The organism is Microbispora siamensis (genome assembly GCF_016863095.1).
GTDB lineage: Bacteria > Actinomycetota > Actinomycetes > Streptosporangiales > Streptosporangiaceae > Microbispora > Microbispora siamensis.
This window is the reverse complement of the sequence record NZ_BOOF01000036.1, coordinates 77,607-95,305: the sequence shown is the minus strand read 5'-3', so window position 1 is coordinate 95,305 and position 17,699 is coordinate 77,607. Positions and strand designations below refer to the sequence as shown.

Sequence of the window (17,699 nt, the reverse complement as noted above, 5' to 3'; positions counted from 1 at the left end):
CCGCCTCACCGCTCGCGCCCGTCCACCCGCAGTACGCGGTATGCGGACCGGGAGGCCAGCCGTGAGGTGGGCCGGCCCTGCTCGCTCAGCCAGCGCTGCAGGGAGTCGGAGCCAAGGTGCTTCTGCACGACCAGGTACGCGCTGCCGTCGGGGGTGAGCCGGTCGAGCCACCGGGTGAGCATCTCGTGGAGCGCGGCCTTGCCGATCCGGATGGCCGGGTTCGACCAGATTGCCCGGAACCTGACGTCCTCGGGCATGTCGTCGACATGGACGGACCTTACTTTGTCAAGGCCGGCGCTCTTGGCGTTCCGCTCGCACAGCTCCACCGAGCGGCGGTTGACGTCGACGGCCCACACCGTGGCCCTCGGCGCCCGCGACGCCATCGTCAGCGCGATGGGGCCGTAACCGCATCCGAGGTCGAGGAGGTCGCCCTCGGCCGGGGGCGGGGGCACGGTCTCCAGCAGCACCCGCGTCCCCGGGTCGATCCGTTCGGGGGAGAACACCCCGCGGTCGGTCTCCAGTCGCAGGTGCAGATCCGGGAGGACCAGGGTGACCGAGCCGGGCCGGCTGGCCGCCTGGGGGCTCTCCTCGAAGTAATGGGCCACGTGCCCAAACGTACCAACGCCCCGGACCGCCGATCTCCACGGCTGAAGGAATCCGGGACGCCTGAAACACTTCGGTCCTTCCGGACACGTACGAGATGACGGGCGGCCCGCTCGGACCTGGGGCGCGCGGCGGTGGCAGGGGAGTGACAGCCGAGCACCCGTTGTCCGACGCGTGGTTCACGTGCCGGGGCGGAGCCGTTCACGGTCCGCCTCGATCGTCTCGTCGTGGACGGCGCCGGACAGGATCGCGTCGAGCAGCCCGGGGTAGCGGGCGTCCAGATCCTCCCGCCGCAGGGTGAGCAGGTTCTCCCGGCCCGAGGGTCGTTGCCAGATGACGCCGCTGTCCCGTAGCACCCGCCAGTGATGGGTCATGGTGGACTTCGCGGTGATCCCCAGCGTGTTCAGGACGCTGGTGCAGTTGTGCTCGCCGCCGGCGTCGAGCAGGCGTACCGCGGCCAGGCGTACGCCGTTTCCCAACGCCGACAGCACGTCTTCGATCCGGATCTGGTCACGGTCGGGATGACGATAGGCCATGGTCCCACTGTACTCCGATTGTCGAACGGTAGTCCCTCGATGTGGCACACTACGACCGTACGTAAATCTACGTACGATTCGGGCGGGCTTCGCATGCCCGTCACCCGGCTCCCTTCGAAGGGCGATCCATGTCCACAACATCCGCGCCACCCGGGCGATCCACAGGCGAGGTCAAGCCGCGGCTCGGCTGGACCCTGGCGCTGCTGGCCCTGGCTCAGCTCATCTACGCGCTCGACCTCAACATCGTGTTCGTCGCGCTCCCCCAGATCGGCACCGGCCTGGGCTTCCCCGGCCAGACCCAGCAGCTCGTGGTCAGCGCCTACGTCGTCTTCGCCGGCGGCTTCCTGCTGTTCGGCGGCCGGGCGGCCGACCTGCTCGGCCGCCGCCGCGTCTTCGTGCTCGCCCTGGCCCTGTACGCCGTCTCCTCGCTGGCGGGCGGGCTGGCCACCACTCCCGCCGTCATCATCGTCGCCCGCGCCGTCCAGGGCATCGGCGGTGCGCTGCTGCTGCCCTCCACGCTGGCGCTGCTCAACAACCTGTTCGCCGAAGGCCCGCAACGCAACCGCGCGCTGGCGGTCTGGGGCGGCGCCGGCGCGAGCGGCCTCACCATCGGCGCACTGCTCGGCGGCCTGCTCACCCAGAACTTCGGCTGGCCCGCCGTCTTCTTCGTCAACGTCCCCCTGGCCGGGCTCGTCGCACTGGCCGCCCTGGCCGTTATCCCGCGCGACCCGGCCAGAGGGGAACGACGCAGATTCGACGTACCCGGGGCGCTGAGCGTCACGGGCGGATCGACACTGCTGGTCTTCGCCCTGGTCGAGGGACCCGAACTGGGCTGGGGCAGCCTCCCGGTGATCGCCGCCTTCCTGCTGGCCGTCGCGCTCCTGGTGATCTTCACGCTGGTCGAGGCGCGCAGCGCCGACCCGCTCATGCCCTTCCGGCTCTTCCGCAACCGCAGCTTGACCGTCGGCATGCTGGTGACCTTCATCTACATGGCCACCTTCGGCGTCCTGCCGTACTTCCTCACCGTGCTGCTGCAGAGCGTCCACGGCTACAGCGCCCTGCAGACCGGGCTGGCCTTCCTCATCCCCTCACTGGCCATCGCCTTCGGCACCCAGGGCGGCGAACGCCTGGCCACACGGATCGGCACCCGCACCACGCTGCTGATCGGCTTCGCCATCGGCGTGGTGGGCACCGCCGTCCTCGCCCTCGGCTTCGACGCCGGGGCCGGCTACGGCCTGCTGGTTCCCGGCCTGATCGTCTCCGGCCTCGGCCAGGGCATCGTCTGGACGGCCATGTGGATCGCCGCCGCCACCGGCACCGCCAGTCACGAACAGGGCGTGGCGAACGGTATCGCGTCCACCGCGCTCAACATCGGCAACGCCATCGGCCTGGCCGTCTTCACCGTCATCGCCGACATCGGCGTCGAGGGCAAGGCCGGCGAGGCCCTGCGTGCCGCCACGGCCGACGGCGAGTTCCTCGTCGTCCTGCTCACCGCGGCCGTGATGATCGCCGGCATCCTGACCACGCTCACCCTGCCACGCCTCATCCGTCAGATCCGGGCCACCCCACAACGGGACGAGTCCCACGCGACCGGCTGACCGCACAAGCGCGGCGAACGACCGCAACTCTCAGGATGACGCTGCGTAGCGGGCGGCGATCGCGGCGGCGCGGTTGCGCAGCGAGTCGCGCAACCACTGCGGAGACAGGGCTTCCGCGTCGGTGGTGAGCTGCCACAGCGCCCATTCGGCGTGTCTCGGATCCTGGAAGGTCACCTCCAGCCGCAGCCGGCCGTCCGAGTCGGATTCCTCGGCGCGGACGGCCAGCGCGGTGCTCACCAGGTCCTCCCGCCGCGCCGGGTCCACCCGTACCAGCACGGTGACTTGAGCGCCTCCGGTCCGGAACCGCCTGCTGCGTTCCTGCCAGGCCCGGTCCAGATCCACCCGGTCCGGTCGCTGTGCGGGCTCGGCGAGTTCCTCGGCGGCCAAGATTCGGGACAGCCGATAGGTGCGGTCCGCGCCAGACCTCGTGGCCAGCAAATAGCCCCGGTCGCGTACGGTGACCAGGCCGATCGGGTCCACCGTGCGCCACTGAGGGGCCTGGTCCACGGCCGCGTAGTGGATCCGTAGCTTGTGTCCGGCGAACACGGCGCGCAGGACCTCGGCCACTATGGCGTCGGGGACCTCCTCGGTGACCTGCCGGCGCGAGAGGAGGTCGATCTCCGGGTCGATGAGCAATCGCTCGGCCGCGCCGGCCGCGGTGTCCCGATAGCTTTCGGGCAGCGCGTCGACCACCTTGAGCATCGCCGATGCGAGCGCCGAGCCGAGGCCGAGTGCCTGCGCGCCGCGCCGAGATCCGGCGACCAGCAGGGCAAGGGCCTCGTCGTGGTTCAGTCCGGTGAGCTCGGTCCGGAAACCGGGCAGCAACGCGAATCCGCCGTGCCGCCCGCGTTCGGCGTAGACCGGGACGCCGGCTGCGGACAGCGCCTCGATGTCGCGCAGCACGGTGCGGGTGGACACCTCCAGCTCGCGGGCCAGCGCGGCCGCGGACAGCCGGCCGTGCTGCCGCAGCAGCAGCACCAGCGAGACCAACCGGTCGGCGCGCATGCGGGAACTTTAGCGAAATATACGACACAGGATGTCGTGATTAGTTGGGAGGCTCATCAGCGCGACCGGAAAGAGGCGGCTACCGAGCCGGTCGACGTACCTGATGTCGACGAATCGAATGGAGCTGATGTGGCAGTGGAACGAACGGCGGTCAACCCGTGGGCGTGGTCGGTGGCGCTGGGGTACAACCAGGGTGAGCTCGTCTCCGGGCACGCCCGGACCCTCTACTGCGCCGGGCAGACCGCGATGGACGGCGACGGCAGGCCACGGCATGCCGGTGACATGGCGGCGCAGCTGGCGCTGAGCCTCGACAACCTGGAGGCCGTGCTCGGCGAGGCCGGCATGTCCCTCGCGAACCTCGTCCGGCTCAACGTCTACACCACCGACGTCGATCGGCTCTTCGAGCACTACGGCGTGCTGGCGTCGCGGCTGGGCGCCGCCGGGGTGGCGCCGTCCACCACGATGCTCGGGGTGACACGGCTGGCGATCCCCGACCTGATGGTCGAGCTCGAGGGGACCGCCGTCGCGTGAGGCCACCTCGCCGCCTCCGGCGGGGTTGCCGGGGTTTCGACAGCGCCGGGTGACGGGTCAGGGGAGGCGGGCGCCCAGCAGCATCGCCGCGGCGGCGGCCAGCAGGGCCGCGACGATCGCCGCCACGAGGAACCGCTGGGTGATCTCCTGGTGCACGACCTTGTAGCCGAGCGAGGTGCCGATCTGCGCGTACACGTCGCGCAGTTCGCTGCCCGACTCCGCGGTGTACGCCCGGCCTCCGGTGCCGTCCGACAGCGACTTCAGCGTGGTCTTGTTGACCGGCACCTGCACCGCCCGGTTGTCGATCGTCACCGTGCCCTCGGGCGTGCCGTACGCGATCGTGGACACCGGCACCTTGGCGCTGACCGACGCCTCGATGGCCTCGTTGACCGACCGTCCGGAGGTGTTGTCGCCGTCCGACAGCAGCACGATGGCGGACGGGGGCGGATCGGTGACCGCCCGCTGGTCGAACGACCTGATCGAGTCGAGGGAGTTGAACACGGCCTCCCCGATCGCCGTGCCGGGCCGGGTGGTCAAGCTGGAGATCGCGGTGTTCACCGCGGCGTGGTCGGTGGTGGGGGAGATCACGACGGCGGCCGATCTGGCGAAGGCCACCACTCCGACGTTGAACCGCTCGGGCAGGTCTCGCACGAACTGCTGGGCGGCCTGCTTGGCCGCGACGAGCCGGGTGGGCGGGACGTCGGCCGACTCCATCGACAGCGACACGTCCACGGCGACCATGATGGTGGCGCGGTCGCGGGGCACCCGCACCTCGCCCGCCGGTCGCGCCGCGCCGAGGACCAGCAGGCTCATCATGACGAGGAACAGCACGGCCGGCACGTGCCGCCGCCAGGTGGGCCGCTCGGGCGCCACCAGCGACAGCAGCGCGAGGTTCGTGAAGCGCACCGTGTAGCGGCGGCGCGCGAACTGTGCCGCGACGTACGCCGCGACCAGCGCGGCGACCAGGACGAACAGCCAGAGCCAGCCGGGGGCGAGGAAGGTCATGCGCCCGCCCTCCTGTTCGCGGCCCGGCGCAGCAGGTGGGAGGCCCGCCGCTGGCGCAGCACGAATTCGGCGATGTCGAACACCCAGTCGCGGTCCGTGCGCAGCACCAGGTGGGCCGCCCCGGCCCGGCGCAGCGCCGCCCGGGTCGCCCACCGTTGCTCGGCCGCCGCCTCGGCGTACCGCTCCCTGAGCGTGCGCGACAGGTGGACGCCGCGCGAGCGCCCGGTCTCGGGGTCGGCGAGGGTGACGAACCCGACGTCGGGCAGCTCCAGCTCGCGGGGATCGATGATCTCCACGGCGAGCACCTGGTGCCGCGCGGCCAGGCGGCGCAGCGGCGGTTCCCAGGAGTCGGGCGAGTCGAGGAAGTCGGAGACGACCACCCGCAGCCCGCGCTTGCGGTGCGCCGTCGCCATCATCTCCAGAGCCTCCCCGAGGTCCACCGCGCCCTGCGCGGGCGGCGCGCTGAGCAGCGAGTGCAGCAGAGCGTACAGCCGGGGCCGGCCGGGCTTGGCCGGATAGCGGTGCACGTCGTCGCCGTACAGGATGTAGGCGCCGAACCGGTCGCCCACCCGGCTGGCCAGGATCCCGATCGCCCCGACGGCGCTGACGACCAGATCGCGTTTCGACATGTCGGCCGTGCCGAACTCCATGCTGGCCGACAGGTCGGCCACCGCCCAGGTCTCCAGCTCCCGGTCGGCGATCAGGTCGCGCACGTGCGGGACCGTCGTGCGCGCCGTCACCGCCCAGTCCATGCGGCGCACGTCGTCCTCGCCGGGCACGTACACGCGGGTGTCGCCGTGGTCGCTGCCGGGCCCGGGGATCAGCCCCTGGTGGCGGCCCTGCAGCAGCCCGTCCAGCCGCCGCACCACCGTCAGCTCCAGCCGCCGCAGCGCCTGGTCGGGGTTCGCCCCGCTCACCGCATGCCCTGGTTCCACACGACGAGCGGCGGCGGCACCGCCTGCACGACCCGGCGTACGACGTCGTCGGGGTCCACCTCGTCGGCCAGCGCGTCGAAGGTGAGCATCAGCCGGTGCGACATGACGTCGACCGCCACGTCGCGGACGTCGTCGGGCAGCAGGTAGTCGCGCCCGCGCAGCAGGGCCAGGGCCCGCCCGGCGGCGATCAGGCCCAGCGTGGCCCGGGGGCTCACCCCGATCTCGATCGTGTCCTGCAGGTCGGCCAGGCCGTAGTCGGCCGGGGCGCGCGTGGCCATGACCAGCCGTACGACGTAGTCGGCCACGAGCTGGTGGACCGAGACCTCCTCGGCCATGTCCTGCAGCCGCACCAGCGTGGCCGGGTCGAGCACCGGCCGGGGCACGGGCGGGCGCACGCTCATCCGCTGCAGGATCTCCAGCTCCTCGTGGGCGCTCGGGTGGGACACGCGCACCTTGAACAGGAACCGGTCGCGCTGCACCTCGGGCAGCGGGTAGACGCCCTCCGACTCGATCGGGTTCTGCGTGGCCAGCACGACGAACGGCCGGGGCAGGGGGTGGGTGCGCCCCGCGAGCGTCACCTGCCGCTCGGCCATCACCTCCAGCAGGGCCGACTGCACCTTCGCCGGTGCGCGGTTGATCTCGTCGGCGAGCAGGAAGTTGACGAACACCGGCCCGAGCTCGACGTCGAACCGCTCGGAGCTCGGGTGGTAGACGCGGGTGCCGACGATGTCGCTGGGCACCAGGTCGGGGGTGAACTGGATGCGGGCGAACGTGCCGCCCACGACGGTGGCCAGCGTCGAGGCGGCCAGCGTCTTGGCGACCCCCGGGACGCCTTCGAGCAGGCAGTGCCCCCGGGCGAGCAGCGCCACCAGCAGCCGCTCGACCATGTGCTCCTGTCCGACGATCACGCGCCGGACCTCGGCCAGCGCCTCCCGCAGGGCGTCCAGCCGGGCCTCGTCCTCCTCCTGCTCCGTCACGCCCTCGCCGGGCTCCGGGTCACTGCGTTCATCGGCAACGGTCATGCTCGTTATTCAATCGTGACTCGGCTGGAGAATCCATTTCTCTCCCATTTGCCCGTCCCGGCGCGTGCCACACCCCCTGACGCGCCCGTGTGTTTTGATGTGGAGGATGGTCACTCCGCTGCAGTACGGCGACCCGCCCCACGTGGGGCCGTTCGCGCTGCAGGCGCGTCTGCAGACGGCCCCGGCCGGGCTCGTCTATCTGGGCCAGGCGCCCGACGGCCGGGTGGTGTCGGTGGCCGTCCTGTCCAGTGGCGCCGCCCTCGACGCCGCCGCCAGGGACCGGTTCGTCACCGCGATCAAGGATGCGCAAGGCCGGACGGGCGTACGCGGGTGGGGCGCCTCGCTGGTGGACCGGGTGCGCGGCAGGGTCTCTCCCGACACGCCTCCCGTCCTGGCGATGCAGGACGGGCCCGCGCCCTGGGTGGCCGTGCCGTACCTGCCGAACGGCCCGGGGGCCGAGCGGTTCCTCGACCCGGTCACGGTGTCCGGCACGTTGATCGGGCGGCGGCACGGGCCCGACTTCGCGCATTACTGGCTGGGCGACCGCACCCCCGCGCTGCCCGCCCCGCCCGGGCCGCCCCCGCCGCCGGTGGCCACCCGGCGCTCGGTCGTGCTCGCCTCGACGCTGCTGGCCACGCTCGTGCTCGCGCTGCTGCTGGTCACCTGGATGCTGCTGTTCCGCGGCGAGGACGAGCCGGAACCGCCCCGGCCGCTGCCGAACACGCAGTTCGTGCCCACCCCGCCGCCCGAGCCCGCCTCGCCCGAGCCGCAGCAGCCCACCCCGGGGCCGTCCGGCAGCGGCGACGGCAGCCAGAGCCCCTGGCCGGACGACCTCTTCGACGGGCGCGGCCCGATCTGACGCGCGGCTCAGGCGGTGGTGAACACCAGGGACGCGTTGTGGCCGCCGAAGCCGAAGGAGTTCACCAGCCCGGCCGCCCAGCGGCCGCTGCGCGGCGCTCCGGCCACCAGGTCGAGCTTCACCTCCGGGTCCGGGTCGTCGAGGTTGCGGATCGCCGGGATCACCCCGTCGCGCAGGGCGAGGACGGTGGCGATCGCGCCCAGCGACCCGGCCGCCCCGCACAGGTGGCCGGTCATCGACTTGATCGCGGTGACCGCGGGATGCGTCCCGATCGCCTCGGCGATCGACGCGTTCTCGGTCAGGTCGCCCGTGGGGGTCGAGGTGGCGTGGGCGTTCACGTGGCCGACGTCGAGAGCGTCCAAGCCGGCGTCGGCCAGGGCGAGCCGCATCGCGCGCGCCTGTCCGGCCGCGTCGGCGGCGGTGATGTGGAAGGCGTCGGAGGTGACCCCGGCGCCGGCGAGGGTGGCGTGCACCCGGGCGCCGCGGGCGGCGGCGAACTCCTCGCGTTCCAGCACGACCAGCGCGGACCCCTCGCCCAGCACGAAGCCGTCGCGCCCCACGTCGAACGGCCGTGACGCCTCCCGCGGCGCGTCGTTGCGCGTGGAGACGGCCTTGGCCTGGGCGAACCCCGCCAAGGTCAGCGCGTGCACGCACGCCTCCGCCCCGCCGGCGACGACCACGTCGGCGCGCCCGAGCCTGATGAGGTCCAGGCCCATCGCGATCGCCTCGGCGCCGGTGGCGCACGCGCTCACCGGCGTGTGGGCGCCTCCGCGCGCGCCGAGCTCGATGCTGACCACCGCTGCCGGTCCGTTGGGCATCAGCATGGGCACCGTGTAGGGCGAGACCCTGCGCGGGCCGGACCTTTCGAGGATCTCGTTCTGGCTGAGCGTGGTCAGGACTCCGCCGACGCCCGTGCCGATCACCACGGCGAGGCGCTCGGGCTCGACGCCGGGCGCCCCCGCGTCCGCCCACGCCTCCCGCGCGGCGACCAGCGCCGCCTGCTGGCAGCGGTCGAGCCGCCGCGCCGTCACCCGGCCCAGCACCTCGGCGGGGTCCACCGGCAGCCGGCCGGCGATCCGTACGGGCAGGCTCTCGGCCCAGTCCTCCTCGATCAGGCGGATGCCGGACCGTCCTTCCAGCAGGCCCGCCCAGGTGGTGTCCACGTCCGCGCCCAGCGGCGTGATGGCGCCCAGCCCGGTGACCGACACCCGCGCCCTGATCCCGTCCCCCATCGAGGACCCCCTTTTCCGTGATGGCCGCACCGATTCGTCCCGTACGGCGGTGTGCGAATCGCGCCGGCCGTTTCCGGTCCTCACGCTGCCAAAGCGCCCCCACCTCGGGCAGGCGTGACGATCAACCAAAAAGCCGCGGAAGATTTGTCGGCGCCGCGCAGCCCGCCGCTCCGCACCCGGTCCGTGTTTGCCTGTCCCAGCGCGTTGTGCCAACCTCGTGTGCGTCTTTCTGAAAGGGCTGATCGTGACGCTCGGAATGGTTCTCGGCGACGCCTCCTCTCGCGCTTCGACGCGGGAGCGGTAACCCTTCCTGCCCTGTCACCCACGCCCGTGCCGTAGCACGGGCGAGCCCGCCGTGCTCCTCGTCGAAGTGCTCTTCGTGCCCACGCACACGTCGATCACGAGGAGTACGTCGTGTCCACCATCCACTGGACCGAAGCCCGCATCACCCGATCCGCCCGCTGGCATTCCGAGAGCGCCGCCCCGCCGCCCCGGCGGATCGTCGTCGCGGACGATCGCATGAAGGCCGGCACCGCCCACCGGCTCGCCTGCGAAGGCACGGCGTTGCTGTGGAGAGGCGACTACCACGACGCACGTCAGCTCCTGCGGGCGATGAGCCGCCGCATCGACCGCAAGCCCCTCGCTTCCGGGAACGACCTCCGTGAGGCCTTCCGCGTTCACCGCCGGGCCCGCGGCGAGCGAGCCCGCATCCTGGGCAGGCTCGTCGTGGTGCTGGCCGCCGTGCTGGCTCGCCGGGGGTTCGATCACGTCGTCGCCACCGACATCAACCCACGTGCGCTGGCGTGCGCCCGTGACAACGTTCGCCGGCTGGGCCTCGCCGCCCGCGTCGACGTGACCGGTCCCCGCCTCTTCCCCGAGGGGCGCGCCGATCTCGTCGTCTGCAACCCTCCCTGGATTCCCGCCCGTCCGAGCTCGGCCCTGGAGCAGGGCGTCTACGATCCGGACAGCGGCATGCTCCACGGCTTCCTGGACGGACTCGCCGCCCACCTGCGGCCGGGCGGCGAAGGCTGGCTCATCCTGTCGGACCTGGCCGAGCACCTCGGACTCAGGCCACGCGGCCACCTGCCGGCCCTGATCGAGGCGGCGGGCCTGCGCGTGGTGGACAGGATCGACACCAGGCCACGGCACCCACGGGCGACGGACGGCGGTGATCTCCTCCACGCCGCCCGAGCAGCGGAGATCACCTCGCTGTGGCGCCTGACCGGCAGGTGACCGGGGTTCGGAAAGGTTCAGCGGGGGGAGACGAAGCCCGACTCGTAGGCGGCGACGACCGCCTGCGTGCGGTCGCGGGCGCCCAGTTTGGCCAGGACGTTCCCCACGTGGGTCTTGACGGTCTCCGTGCCGACGACGAGCTCGGCGGCGATCTCCGCGTTCGACAGGCCGCGTGCCATCAACCGCAGCACGTCCCCCTCACGCGTGGTCAGCCGGCCGATGCCGGGGACGGCGCGGGCGGCGCCGCGGGCCGCGACCAGCGACCGGATGGCGGCGGGGAACAGCAGCGACTCGCCCGCCGCCACCACCCGGATCGCCTGGACGAGCTCGTCCGCCCTCGCCCGCTTGAGCAGGAAGCCGCTCGCGCCGGCCCGCAGCGCCTCGTAGACGTAGTCGTCGTTCTCCAACGTCGTCACCACCAGCACTTTGGGCGCGCCCTCGGCGACGGTGAGGGCCCGCGTCGCCTGGATGCCGTCCACGGCCGGCATGCGTACGTCCATCAGGACGACGTCGGGCCGGAGCGAGCGGGCCAGCGACACCGCCGCCGCGCCGTCGGCGGCCTCGCCCACGACGCTCAGGCCGGGCTCGGACTCGATGATGATCCGCAGGCCGGTGCGGATCAGGTCCTCGTCGTCGGCCAGCAGCACCCCGATGCCTTCGCTCATGTCTCCGTCCGCCCCTCGCCGGAGCTCTCGCTCGTGCCTTCGCCCGCGCTCTCGGCGCGTATGCCCGGGAGCAGGGCGGCGTCCGCGCCCGGAAGCGGGACGCGGACCTGGACCCGCCACGTCTCGCCGTCGCCTCCCGCCTCCATCCGGCCGCCGAGCAGCGTCACCCGTTCCCGGATGCCGTCCAGCCCGTGCCCCGCTGTGCCGGGCATGCCGCCGCTCCTGCCGCGCCGGCGCGGTCCGGCCGGGCCTCGCCGGTGGTTCGGACGGACCTCGTTGCGCACGCACACCTCCAGGACGCGGTCGTGTACGCCGGCGTCGACCTCGATCGGGCCCGTGCCGTGCCGGATCGCGTTGGTCAACGCCTCCTGTACGACGCGGTAGGCCTCCCGGGAGATCACGGGAGGCACGGCGGACAGGTCGCCGAGCCGCCGGGAGACCGGCCTGTCTCCGGTGAGGGCGGCGTCGAGCAACGCGGGGAGGTCGCCGAGGGACGGCTTGGGGGAGGTCCGCCCCGCGCCCTCCCGTAGGACGCCGATGACGTGGTCGAGCTCGTCCAGCGCGCTCCGGGCGGAGGTCTCGATCACCTCCAGCGCGGCCCGGGCGGCGGCGGGGTCGCGGTCGAGCACCCGGCCAGCGGCGGCGGCCTGCACCGTCACCACGCTGAGGGCGTGGCCCACCGAGTCGTGCAGCTCCCTGGCGAGCCGGTTGCGCACCGCCAGCCGGTGGGCCGCCTGCCGCGCCAGGGCGAGCCGGTCGGCCGCGGACGGCCCGAGGAACGCGGGGGCCAGGCGGGCGAGCAGCGCCCCGGCGCCGACCGCGAGGAAGAGCAGGCAGACGAGCACGGCCAGCCCGGCCGGTGGCCCCCACGCCGTGGCCCAGCCGCTGCGGATCCCGGGATCCACCAGCCCGAGATGATCCCCGGCCAGCGGAAGGACAGCAAGCCAGACCGCGAACGGCACCATGGCCAGGGTCACCCCGCTCGCCAGGCCGCCGATTCCCAGGTGCAGGGTGAACCACGCCGCGGTCCTGCGGCGTTCGGACCATGTCCGCCGTACGGACGACGGCGGGGGCTCGACGGCCGCGCCCAGCAACGCGCGTGCGGCGGCGACCTCGAAGGCCCGGACCGGCAGGAACAGCCCCGACACGGCCACCACGGGGAGCACCGCGATGAAGATCAACGGTTGAACCGACAGCAGCGGATCGCCGACGTCGGGAGTCGGACGCCACAGCGCCGTCGCGACCTCTCCGGCCATCATGTAGGGCATGAGCAGCGCCCCACCGACGATCAGGCAGGCCCACCTGCGGTAGGTGACCCTGTCGAGCAGCGGGGCGAGAACGCGCTTCACGTTCCGATCGTCCCGCACGCGCGGCGAACGCGGTGCCGTCCGGTCACGGCCTGTGGACAAGCATCCGCCACCCGTGCGCGGGCACGAGAGCGGGGTCCCCGTCCGAGCCGGCCGCCCCTGTCCAGCTCTCCGTCCCGGCGCCGCTCTCCGCGATGGTCAGCCGGGAGACGTCCACGGGGAAGCGGTAGGCGTCGTCGCCGATGTTGAGCAATGTGACGACTTCTCCCGCCGGTCCCTCGCTGCGCAGCGCGAGGGCCTTGTTGGCGACGTGCTCGGCCTTCGTACGAGCCCGGACCAGCCAGGGGTGCCGGCGGCGCAGCCCGATCAGCCGCTGGTGGAGCCGGTAGACGGGCATGCCGTGCGGCGCCAGACCGCAGGGCCCTTCCGGGAAGGCGGGCCGGATCGCGTCGTCGCCCCCGGCGCGTTCCTCCTTGATCCCGAGGAACGCCTGCTCGTCGCCGTAGTAGAGGCTCGGCACCCCGCCCACGGTCATCAGGACGGCCAGCGCGTGCCCCAGGTGCCGCGGATCGGTGAGCCTGCTGGCCAGACGCGTCACGTCGTGGTTGCCGACGAACGTCATCGGCGCGAACACCTCCAGCAGCCGGTCGTGCCGGTCGAGCGCCCAGGCGAGTTCGAAGAAGTTGCCGTCGTTGAGGGAGCTCCAGATGGCCTTCCACAGCTCGTACTGCGTCACCGAGTCGAGCCCGCCCTCGGTGACGTACGCCGCGTAGTCGCCGTGGATCACCTCGCCGGCGAACCAGGCGTCGGGATGCTCCCGCCGCACCCGGGTGACGGCCTCCCGCCAGAAGGCGCGCGGCACCGCGTACGCCGCGTCGAGCCGCCAGCCGGACGCGCCGCGGCCGAGCCAGTGGCTCATCACCCGTACGACATGGTCGAGGACGGCGGGCTCCGCGTGGTTCAGCGCGACCAGGTGGTCGTGGCCCTCGAACACGGCGAAGCCGCCGGCGCCGTCACCCGGGCGGAACCAGCGGGCGGCGGGGGAGTCCGGCCCTTCGGCGAGCGCCCGGCCGAAGACCGGAAACCCCCTGCCCACGTGGTTGAACACCCCGTCGAGCAGCACCCGGAGCCCGCGCCGCCGCGCCTCGGCCACCAGATGGTCGAAGTCGTCGTCGTCCCCGAGCCGGGGATCGACACGGAAGTGGTCAACCGTGTCGTACCCGTGCGTCTCGGACGCGAAGATCGGGCCGAGCTGGAGACCGGAACAGCCGAGGTTCACGGCGTAGTCGAGCCAGCTCTCCAGACGCCGCAGCCGGTGCCGGACCGGCGCTCCCTCGGGTGCCGCCGTCAGCGGGGCGCCGGTGAAACCCAGAGGGTAGACATGCCACCAGATCGCATGGTCGCTCCACGACGTCACAGCCGCTCCTCACCGTCGTCCGTCTGGTCCCGGTCCGTCTGATCACAGTGTCGTCGTCTCCGCCTCCTCCCGTGTGGGCGGCCCCTCGGCGCCGGCATACCGTACGAAGGCGAGGTGCCCCCTGCCGCAGGCGCGGCAGACGCCCCGCGTGCGGTAGTGGTAGCCGACGGCCGCCGTCCCCATCGCCAGCCCCCAGGCGAGGAACCAGGGATAGATGACGTCGAACACCCAAGGAGAGACGCCCTCAAGGGACGGCTTCGCGAGGCCGAGGGCCACCGCGACGCGCAGTCCCGTGCCGAGGACGCCGACCGGGACCAGCATGACGCTCCCCACGAAGGCGGCGGTCAGCGGCATCCACCGCGGCATGCCCAGCGGCGGCCGCCAGGTCCGGGCGAAACCGAGCCCGAGCGCCATGCCGATCAGCGCCAGCACCCCGGTGTCGCCCAGCCCCGGCGTCCACAGGTGCACGTCCCCGAACGCCCGGGGATCGGTGAGGCCGAACGTGCCCCCGAGACCCCACTGCACCTTCAGCGCGCCGTACCCGGCCGCGAGCAGCACGGTCAGGTATCCGGCGCGGACGCTCAGCCTCTGCCACGACCCCCGGGCCTGCCACGTCCCCCGGCCCCCGCCGGCGGGAGACGTGCGCCCGGCGGCGCCCTCCACGCCGCCGGCCCCCGGGCCGCCCGTACGGTTCGGAACCAGGTCCGCGGAGGAGTCCTCGTCGCAGTCTCCCGTCCGGCCGCAGCGTGCGCAGGCGCCGCGCGCGCGGCGGCGACGCCGTACGGCGGTCACGAGGAGCGTCGTGCCGGCGGCGAGCGCGGCGGCGCGGGCGGCGGCCATCGGCAGGTCGAAGCCCAGGTCGACGACGCCGCTCTCCCCGCTGACCGCCGCGATCGCCGCCATGATCCCGCCCACGATGTCGAAGGCGATCCCGCTCGCCCCGGCGCCGGCCAGCGCGAGCCCGGCCACCGCCATGGCGGCGGTGGCGAGCGCGCCGGGGTGCTGGGACGGGGTGCGCCGGGGCGGGGACTTCGGATGCAGGTGTGGCGTTTCCATGACTTCAGCCTCGCGGTCGCGTCCTTGCCGGGCCTCCCCTCCGGGCGGGACGCGCCTCCCCCATGTGGGGGAAAAGCCCCGCCCGCTAGGCTCGCTCGTCGAGCCGTCGGTCAAACGGGCGCAAAGGGGGAACGCAGCCACATGGGTGCCGGACAGGTCGTGCTCCTGCTCCTCGCCGCCGTGGCCGCCGGATGGGTGGACGCCGTCGTCGGCGGGGGAGGGCTGCTGCAGCTTCCGGTGCTGCTCCTGGCCGGTCTCACGCCGGTCCAGGCGTTGGCGACGAACAAGTCCGCCGCGATCTTCGGGACGGGTTCGGCCGCCGTCACCTACGCGAGGAAGACGAAGCTCGACCGGGCGGTGGCCGTACCGGCCGCGGCGCTGGCGGTCGCCTTCGCCGGCCTTGGCGCCGCCTCGGCGGCCCTGCTCGACGCGGATGTGCTGAAGCCGCTGGTCATGGTCGTGCTGCTGGGCGTGGGGGCGTTCGTGACCCTGCGGCCGGGGTTCGGCCGCCTGCCCCACCCGCACCTGCGTACGCGTGCACGGGTGGTGACGGGCGTCGCGGTGGCGGGCGTCGGCATCGCCTACTACGACGGCATCGTGGGGCCGGGCACCGGAACGTTCCTGCTCATCGCGTTCACCTCGATCCTCGGGATGGACTTCGTCCACGCCTCCGCCACGGCGAAGGCCGTCAACACCGGCACCAACCTCGGCGCGCTCATCGTCTTCGCCGCGCAGGGCCACGTGGTGTGGGCGCTCGGCCTGGCCATGGCCGCCTGCAACATCGCCGGAGCGCAGATCGGCGCGCGGATGGCGCTCAACCGGGGCGCGGGATTCGTCCGCGTCGTCCTGCTGTGCGTGGTGGCCGCCCTGGTCGCCAAGCTCGGATACGACCAGTTCTTCAGTCGATGAGATCGCACAGGCCCGGCCCGAGGTCGTCGTCCACCATGCGCAGCGCGGTCTCCGCCCTCGACGCGAGCGCGAGCGGAGGCACCTCGGCCACCAGATGGGAGTGCGCGATCCGGTCGAGGGCGGCGCCGACCAGTGGCGCCGTGACCCGGAGGGTGGCGGGAAGGGCGACGCCGCCGGTGGAACCGCCGTGGAGCACGATGTTGCGGCACCGATATAGCCGCCGCAGCGACACCTCCAGGTAGCCGCGCACCCGCTCCAGCACACGCCGGCGGTCGGCGAGCAGCGCCTTCATCCGGAACACCGACGCCACGTCACTGCCGGTCCGCCAGGACCGCACGAGCGGAAGCCCGTCCCGGCACTCCAGCTCCGCGGCGATCAGTGTGGAACGTTCCCGATTGGACGCGCAGGCCGCCAGCTTGTCCGGGAGGGCGTCGCCGGGCACCTCACGTACCCGATAGGAGAGCGCGGTCAGCTCGGCACGCGGCCAGGAACAGGCGACGAGCGCGGCGGCGCGGGAGGCGGCCACGACCTTCTCCCGCTCGTCGGGATCTCTCGCCTCGGTCAGCAGGGACTCGAGAGCCGCCCAGCCTCCCGCGATGGCGGGCGCCAGCGGTCCCTGGTTGAGCGCGGAGGCGATCTCCAGGGCCTCGTCCACCGTGCTCCTGGCCTGCTCGCCGAACCGCTGCACGTCCTGGCCGACCACGTACAACTGCCGCTCGGCGGCCAGCGAGAGCACCTGCGCGCCGCGCGGGGGCAGCAGGAGGGGAAACGAGCGGTCCTCGCCTCCGATGTACGCCTCGCCCAGCGGGACGACCGCCCCCGCGGCCGTGAAGCGCGCCCGCGCCTGGAGCCGCTCGACCAGGTCGGAGACGATCTCCACGGCACGCTCGGCATCCCTGGCCTCGACCGAGTAACTGAGTCCGCCGACCACCTCCCGGTGCCGCTCCGCGCTCGCGCCCGCCATCAGGGGCCGTGTCTGCTCGGCCGTCAGCCAGTTGGGCAGCCAGCCGGCCAGTTCCTCGTGACGGCTGAGCGAGCGGAAGGGGACGACGACCCGCCACTGTCGCGGCGGGCGGGCCAGCAGGGCGGACGCCTCGGCGATCAGGTCCGTGGCCGACAGGTTCAGGTGGCCGCCGCGGAGCCAGCGCTGCACACCGGCCAGGCTGTGCCCGCTGTCGAGCAGGTGGGCGGCGACGGCCCGGGCCACGCGCTCGGCCCGGGGCGGCTCCTGAGCGGCGGCGCAGGACGACCAGCGGTCGAGGTAGCCGGGCCGCCCGATGTCGATGAGATGGCGCAGCTTGCGGCGGCCGTCGCTGGCCAAGGTGAGGGTCGTCTGCAGGACCTCGCGCAGCTCCCGGCGGTAGACGGAGCTGCCCAGGGCGGGATCGTCGCCGAGCAGGCGCTCCAGCGCATGGCGCTGCCAGTCCACCGCCGACTGCGACAGCACCCGCCGATCGACCCACACACCGGCCTCGTACAACTCCTCCAGGGCCAGGAACGAGCCGACATCCCACAAGCGGATCGGCCAGGGGGCTCCCTGCCGGGTGAAATCGAGCAGCCGGGTGGTGACGTGCCGGGAGTAGGAGGACCGGGGGTCACGACCGGCGGGGATCGCATGCATGCTGACGCAACCTCGGGGGGTGTGCAGGGCATTGGGGTAAATAAAGAGGGCGCGGCCCAAATAGACCGCGCCCTCGGGGGCGAGTGCCCCGGTGAAGCCTGTGTTCGCTTGCGCGATGCTCAGAACATACCCGGTTCCGCGTCGGGCGCACCGGGATTTCGCGAG

General features: G+C 72.9%; 17 protein-coding genes. 5 read left to right on the top strand and 12 right to left on the bottom strand.

Translation table 11 applies throughout. The features are described from left to right. Positions 1-5: 5 nt before the first annotated feature. Positions 6-605, bottom strand: coding sequence for a class I SAM-dependent methyltransferase (locus tag Msi02_RS29190; RefSeq protein WP_079316958.1), 600 nt, complete (start codon positions 603-605; stop codon positions 6-8). 177 nt (positions 606-782) lie between these two features. Beyond that, positions 783-1,139, bottom strand: coding sequence for an ArsR/SmtB family transcription factor (locus Msi02_RS29185; protein ID WP_079316956.1), 357 nt, complete (start codon positions 1,137-1,139; stop codon positions 783-785). Positions 1,140-1,267: 128 nt separating this feature from the next. Between Msi02_RS29185 and Msi02_RS29180 the strand changes: the two genes are divergently transcribed. Next, a complete protein-coding gene (locus tag Msi02_RS29180) occupies positions 1,268-2,737 on the top strand; it encodes an MFS transporter (protein ID WP_204051206.1) in 1,470 nt (489 codons plus the stop codon). A 30-nt stretch (positions 2,738-2,767) separates the two neighbouring features. On the opposite strand, the gene Msi02_RS29175 is transcribed toward Msi02_RS29180, so the two are convergent. After that, positions 2,768-3,742: a helix-turn-helix transcriptional regulator gene (locus Msi02_RS29175; protein ID WP_204051205.1), complete on the bottom strand. Its 975-nt coding sequence runs from the start codon at positions 3,740-3,742 to the stop codon at positions 2,768-2,770. Positions 3,743-3,877: 135 nt separating this feature from the next. On the opposite strand from Msi02_RS29175, the gene Msi02_RS29170 reads away from it, so the two are divergent. Beyond that, positions 3,878-4,273, top strand: coding sequence for a RidA family protein (locus Msi02_RS29170; protein WP_204051233.1), 396 nt, complete (start codon positions 3,878-3,880; stop codon positions 4,271-4,273). Between the two features lie 57 nt (positions 4,274-4,330). Here Msi02_RS29170 and Msi02_RS29165 read toward each other — a convergent pair whose 3' ends face one another. The 3 genes from Msi02_RS29165 to Msi02_RS29155 are packed head-to-tail and all read right to left on the bottom strand — an operon-like array spanning position 4,331 to position 7,235. Further along, positions 4,331-5,278 (bottom strand): VWA domain-containing protein, encoded by a 948-nt coding sequence (locus tag Msi02_RS29165; RefSeq protein WP_079316950.1) that lies wholly within the window; start codon positions 5,276-5,278, stop codon positions 4,331-4,333. Continuing rightward, complete coding sequence (locus Msi02_RS29160; protein ID WP_204051204.1) at positions 5,275-6,195, bottom strand: DUF58 domain-containing protein; 921 nt, start codon at positions 6,193-6,195, stop codon at positions 5,275-5,277. The genes Msi02_RS29165 and Msi02_RS29160 overlap by 4 nt, the downstream gene beginning before the upstream one ends. Next, positions 6,192-7,235 (bottom strand): AAA family ATPase, encoded by a 1,044-nt coding sequence (locus tag Msi02_RS29155; protein ID WP_079316946.1) that lies wholly within the window; start codon positions 7,233-7,235, stop codon positions 6,192-6,194. Before Msi02_RS29155 ends, Msi02_RS29160 begins: the two co-directional genes overlap by 4 nt. A 106-nt stretch (positions 7,236-7,341) precedes the next feature. On the opposite strand from Msi02_RS29155, the gene Msi02_RS29150 reads away from it, so the two are divergent. Further along, a complete protein-coding gene (locus Msi02_RS29150) occupies positions 7,342-8,094 on the top strand; it encodes a hypothetical protein (protein ID WP_239108793.1) in 753 nt (250 codons plus the stop codon). Between the two features lie 8 nt (positions 8,095-8,102). Here the strand turns inward: Msi02_RS29150 and Msi02_RS29145 are convergent, their stop codons facing one another. Continuing rightward, on the bottom strand, positions 8,103-9,326 hold the full coding sequence (locus Msi02_RS29145) for a beta-ketoacyl-[acyl-carrier-protein] synthase family protein (protein ID WP_204051202.1): 1,224 nt from the start codon (positions 9,324-9,326) through the stop codon (positions 8,103-8,105). Positions 9,327-9,740: 414 nt separating this feature from the next. Here Msi02_RS29145 and Msi02_RS29140 point away from each other — a divergent pair, with 414 nt between their 5' ends. Next, on the top strand, positions 9,741-10,559 hold the full coding sequence (locus Msi02_RS29140; RefSeq protein ID WP_204051201.1) for a methyltransferase: 819 nt from the start codon (positions 9,741-9,743) through the stop codon (positions 10,557-10,559). Positions 10,560-10,576: 17 nt separating this feature from the next. Here Msi02_RS29140 and Msi02_RS29135 read toward each other — a convergent pair whose 3' ends face one another. The 4 genes from Msi02_RS29135 to Msi02_RS29120 are packed head-to-tail and all read right to left on the bottom strand — an operon-like array spanning position 10,577 to position 15,004. Next, positions 10,577-11,224: a response regulator gene (locus tag Msi02_RS29135; RefSeq protein WP_204051200.1), complete on the bottom strand. Its 648-nt coding sequence runs from the start codon at positions 11,222-11,224 to the stop codon at positions 10,577-10,579. Further along, positions 11,221-12,573, bottom strand: coding sequence for a sensor histidine kinase (locus Msi02_RS29130; RefSeq protein WP_239108792.1), 1,353 nt, complete (start codon positions 12,571-12,573; stop codon positions 11,221-11,223). Before Msi02_RS29130 ends, Msi02_RS29135 begins: the two co-directional genes overlap by 4 nt. Before the next feature lie 43 nt (positions 12,574-12,616). Continuing rightward, positions 12,617-13,948: an alpha-amylase family protein gene (locus Msi02_RS29125; RefSeq protein ID WP_204051199.1), complete on the bottom strand. Its 1,332-nt coding sequence runs from the start codon at positions 13,946-13,948 to the stop codon at positions 12,617-12,619. Positions 13,949-13,990: 42 nt separating this feature from the next. Beyond that, positions 13,991-15,004, bottom strand: coding sequence for a hypothetical protein (locus Msi02_RS29120; RefSeq protein WP_204051198.1), 1,014 nt, complete (start codon positions 15,002-15,004; stop codon positions 13,991-13,993). 141 nt (positions 15,005-15,145) lie between these two features. Between Msi02_RS29120 and Msi02_RS29115 the strand changes: the two genes are divergently transcribed. Next, a complete protein-coding gene (locus tag Msi02_RS29115; RefSeq protein WP_204051197.1) occupies positions 15,146-15,913 on the top strand; it encodes a sulfite exporter TauE/SafE family protein in 768 nt (255 codons plus the stop codon). Here the strand turns inward: Msi02_RS29115 and Msi02_RS29110 are convergent. Then, entirely contained in the window at positions 15,903-17,534 is a 1,632-nt protein-coding gene (locus Msi02_RS29110; protein WP_204051196.1) for a hypothetical protein, read from the bottom strand. The two genes, Msi02_RS29115 and Msi02_RS29110, sit on opposite strands and share 11 nt — an antisense overlap. Positions 17,535-17,699: the final 165 nt, after the last annotated feature.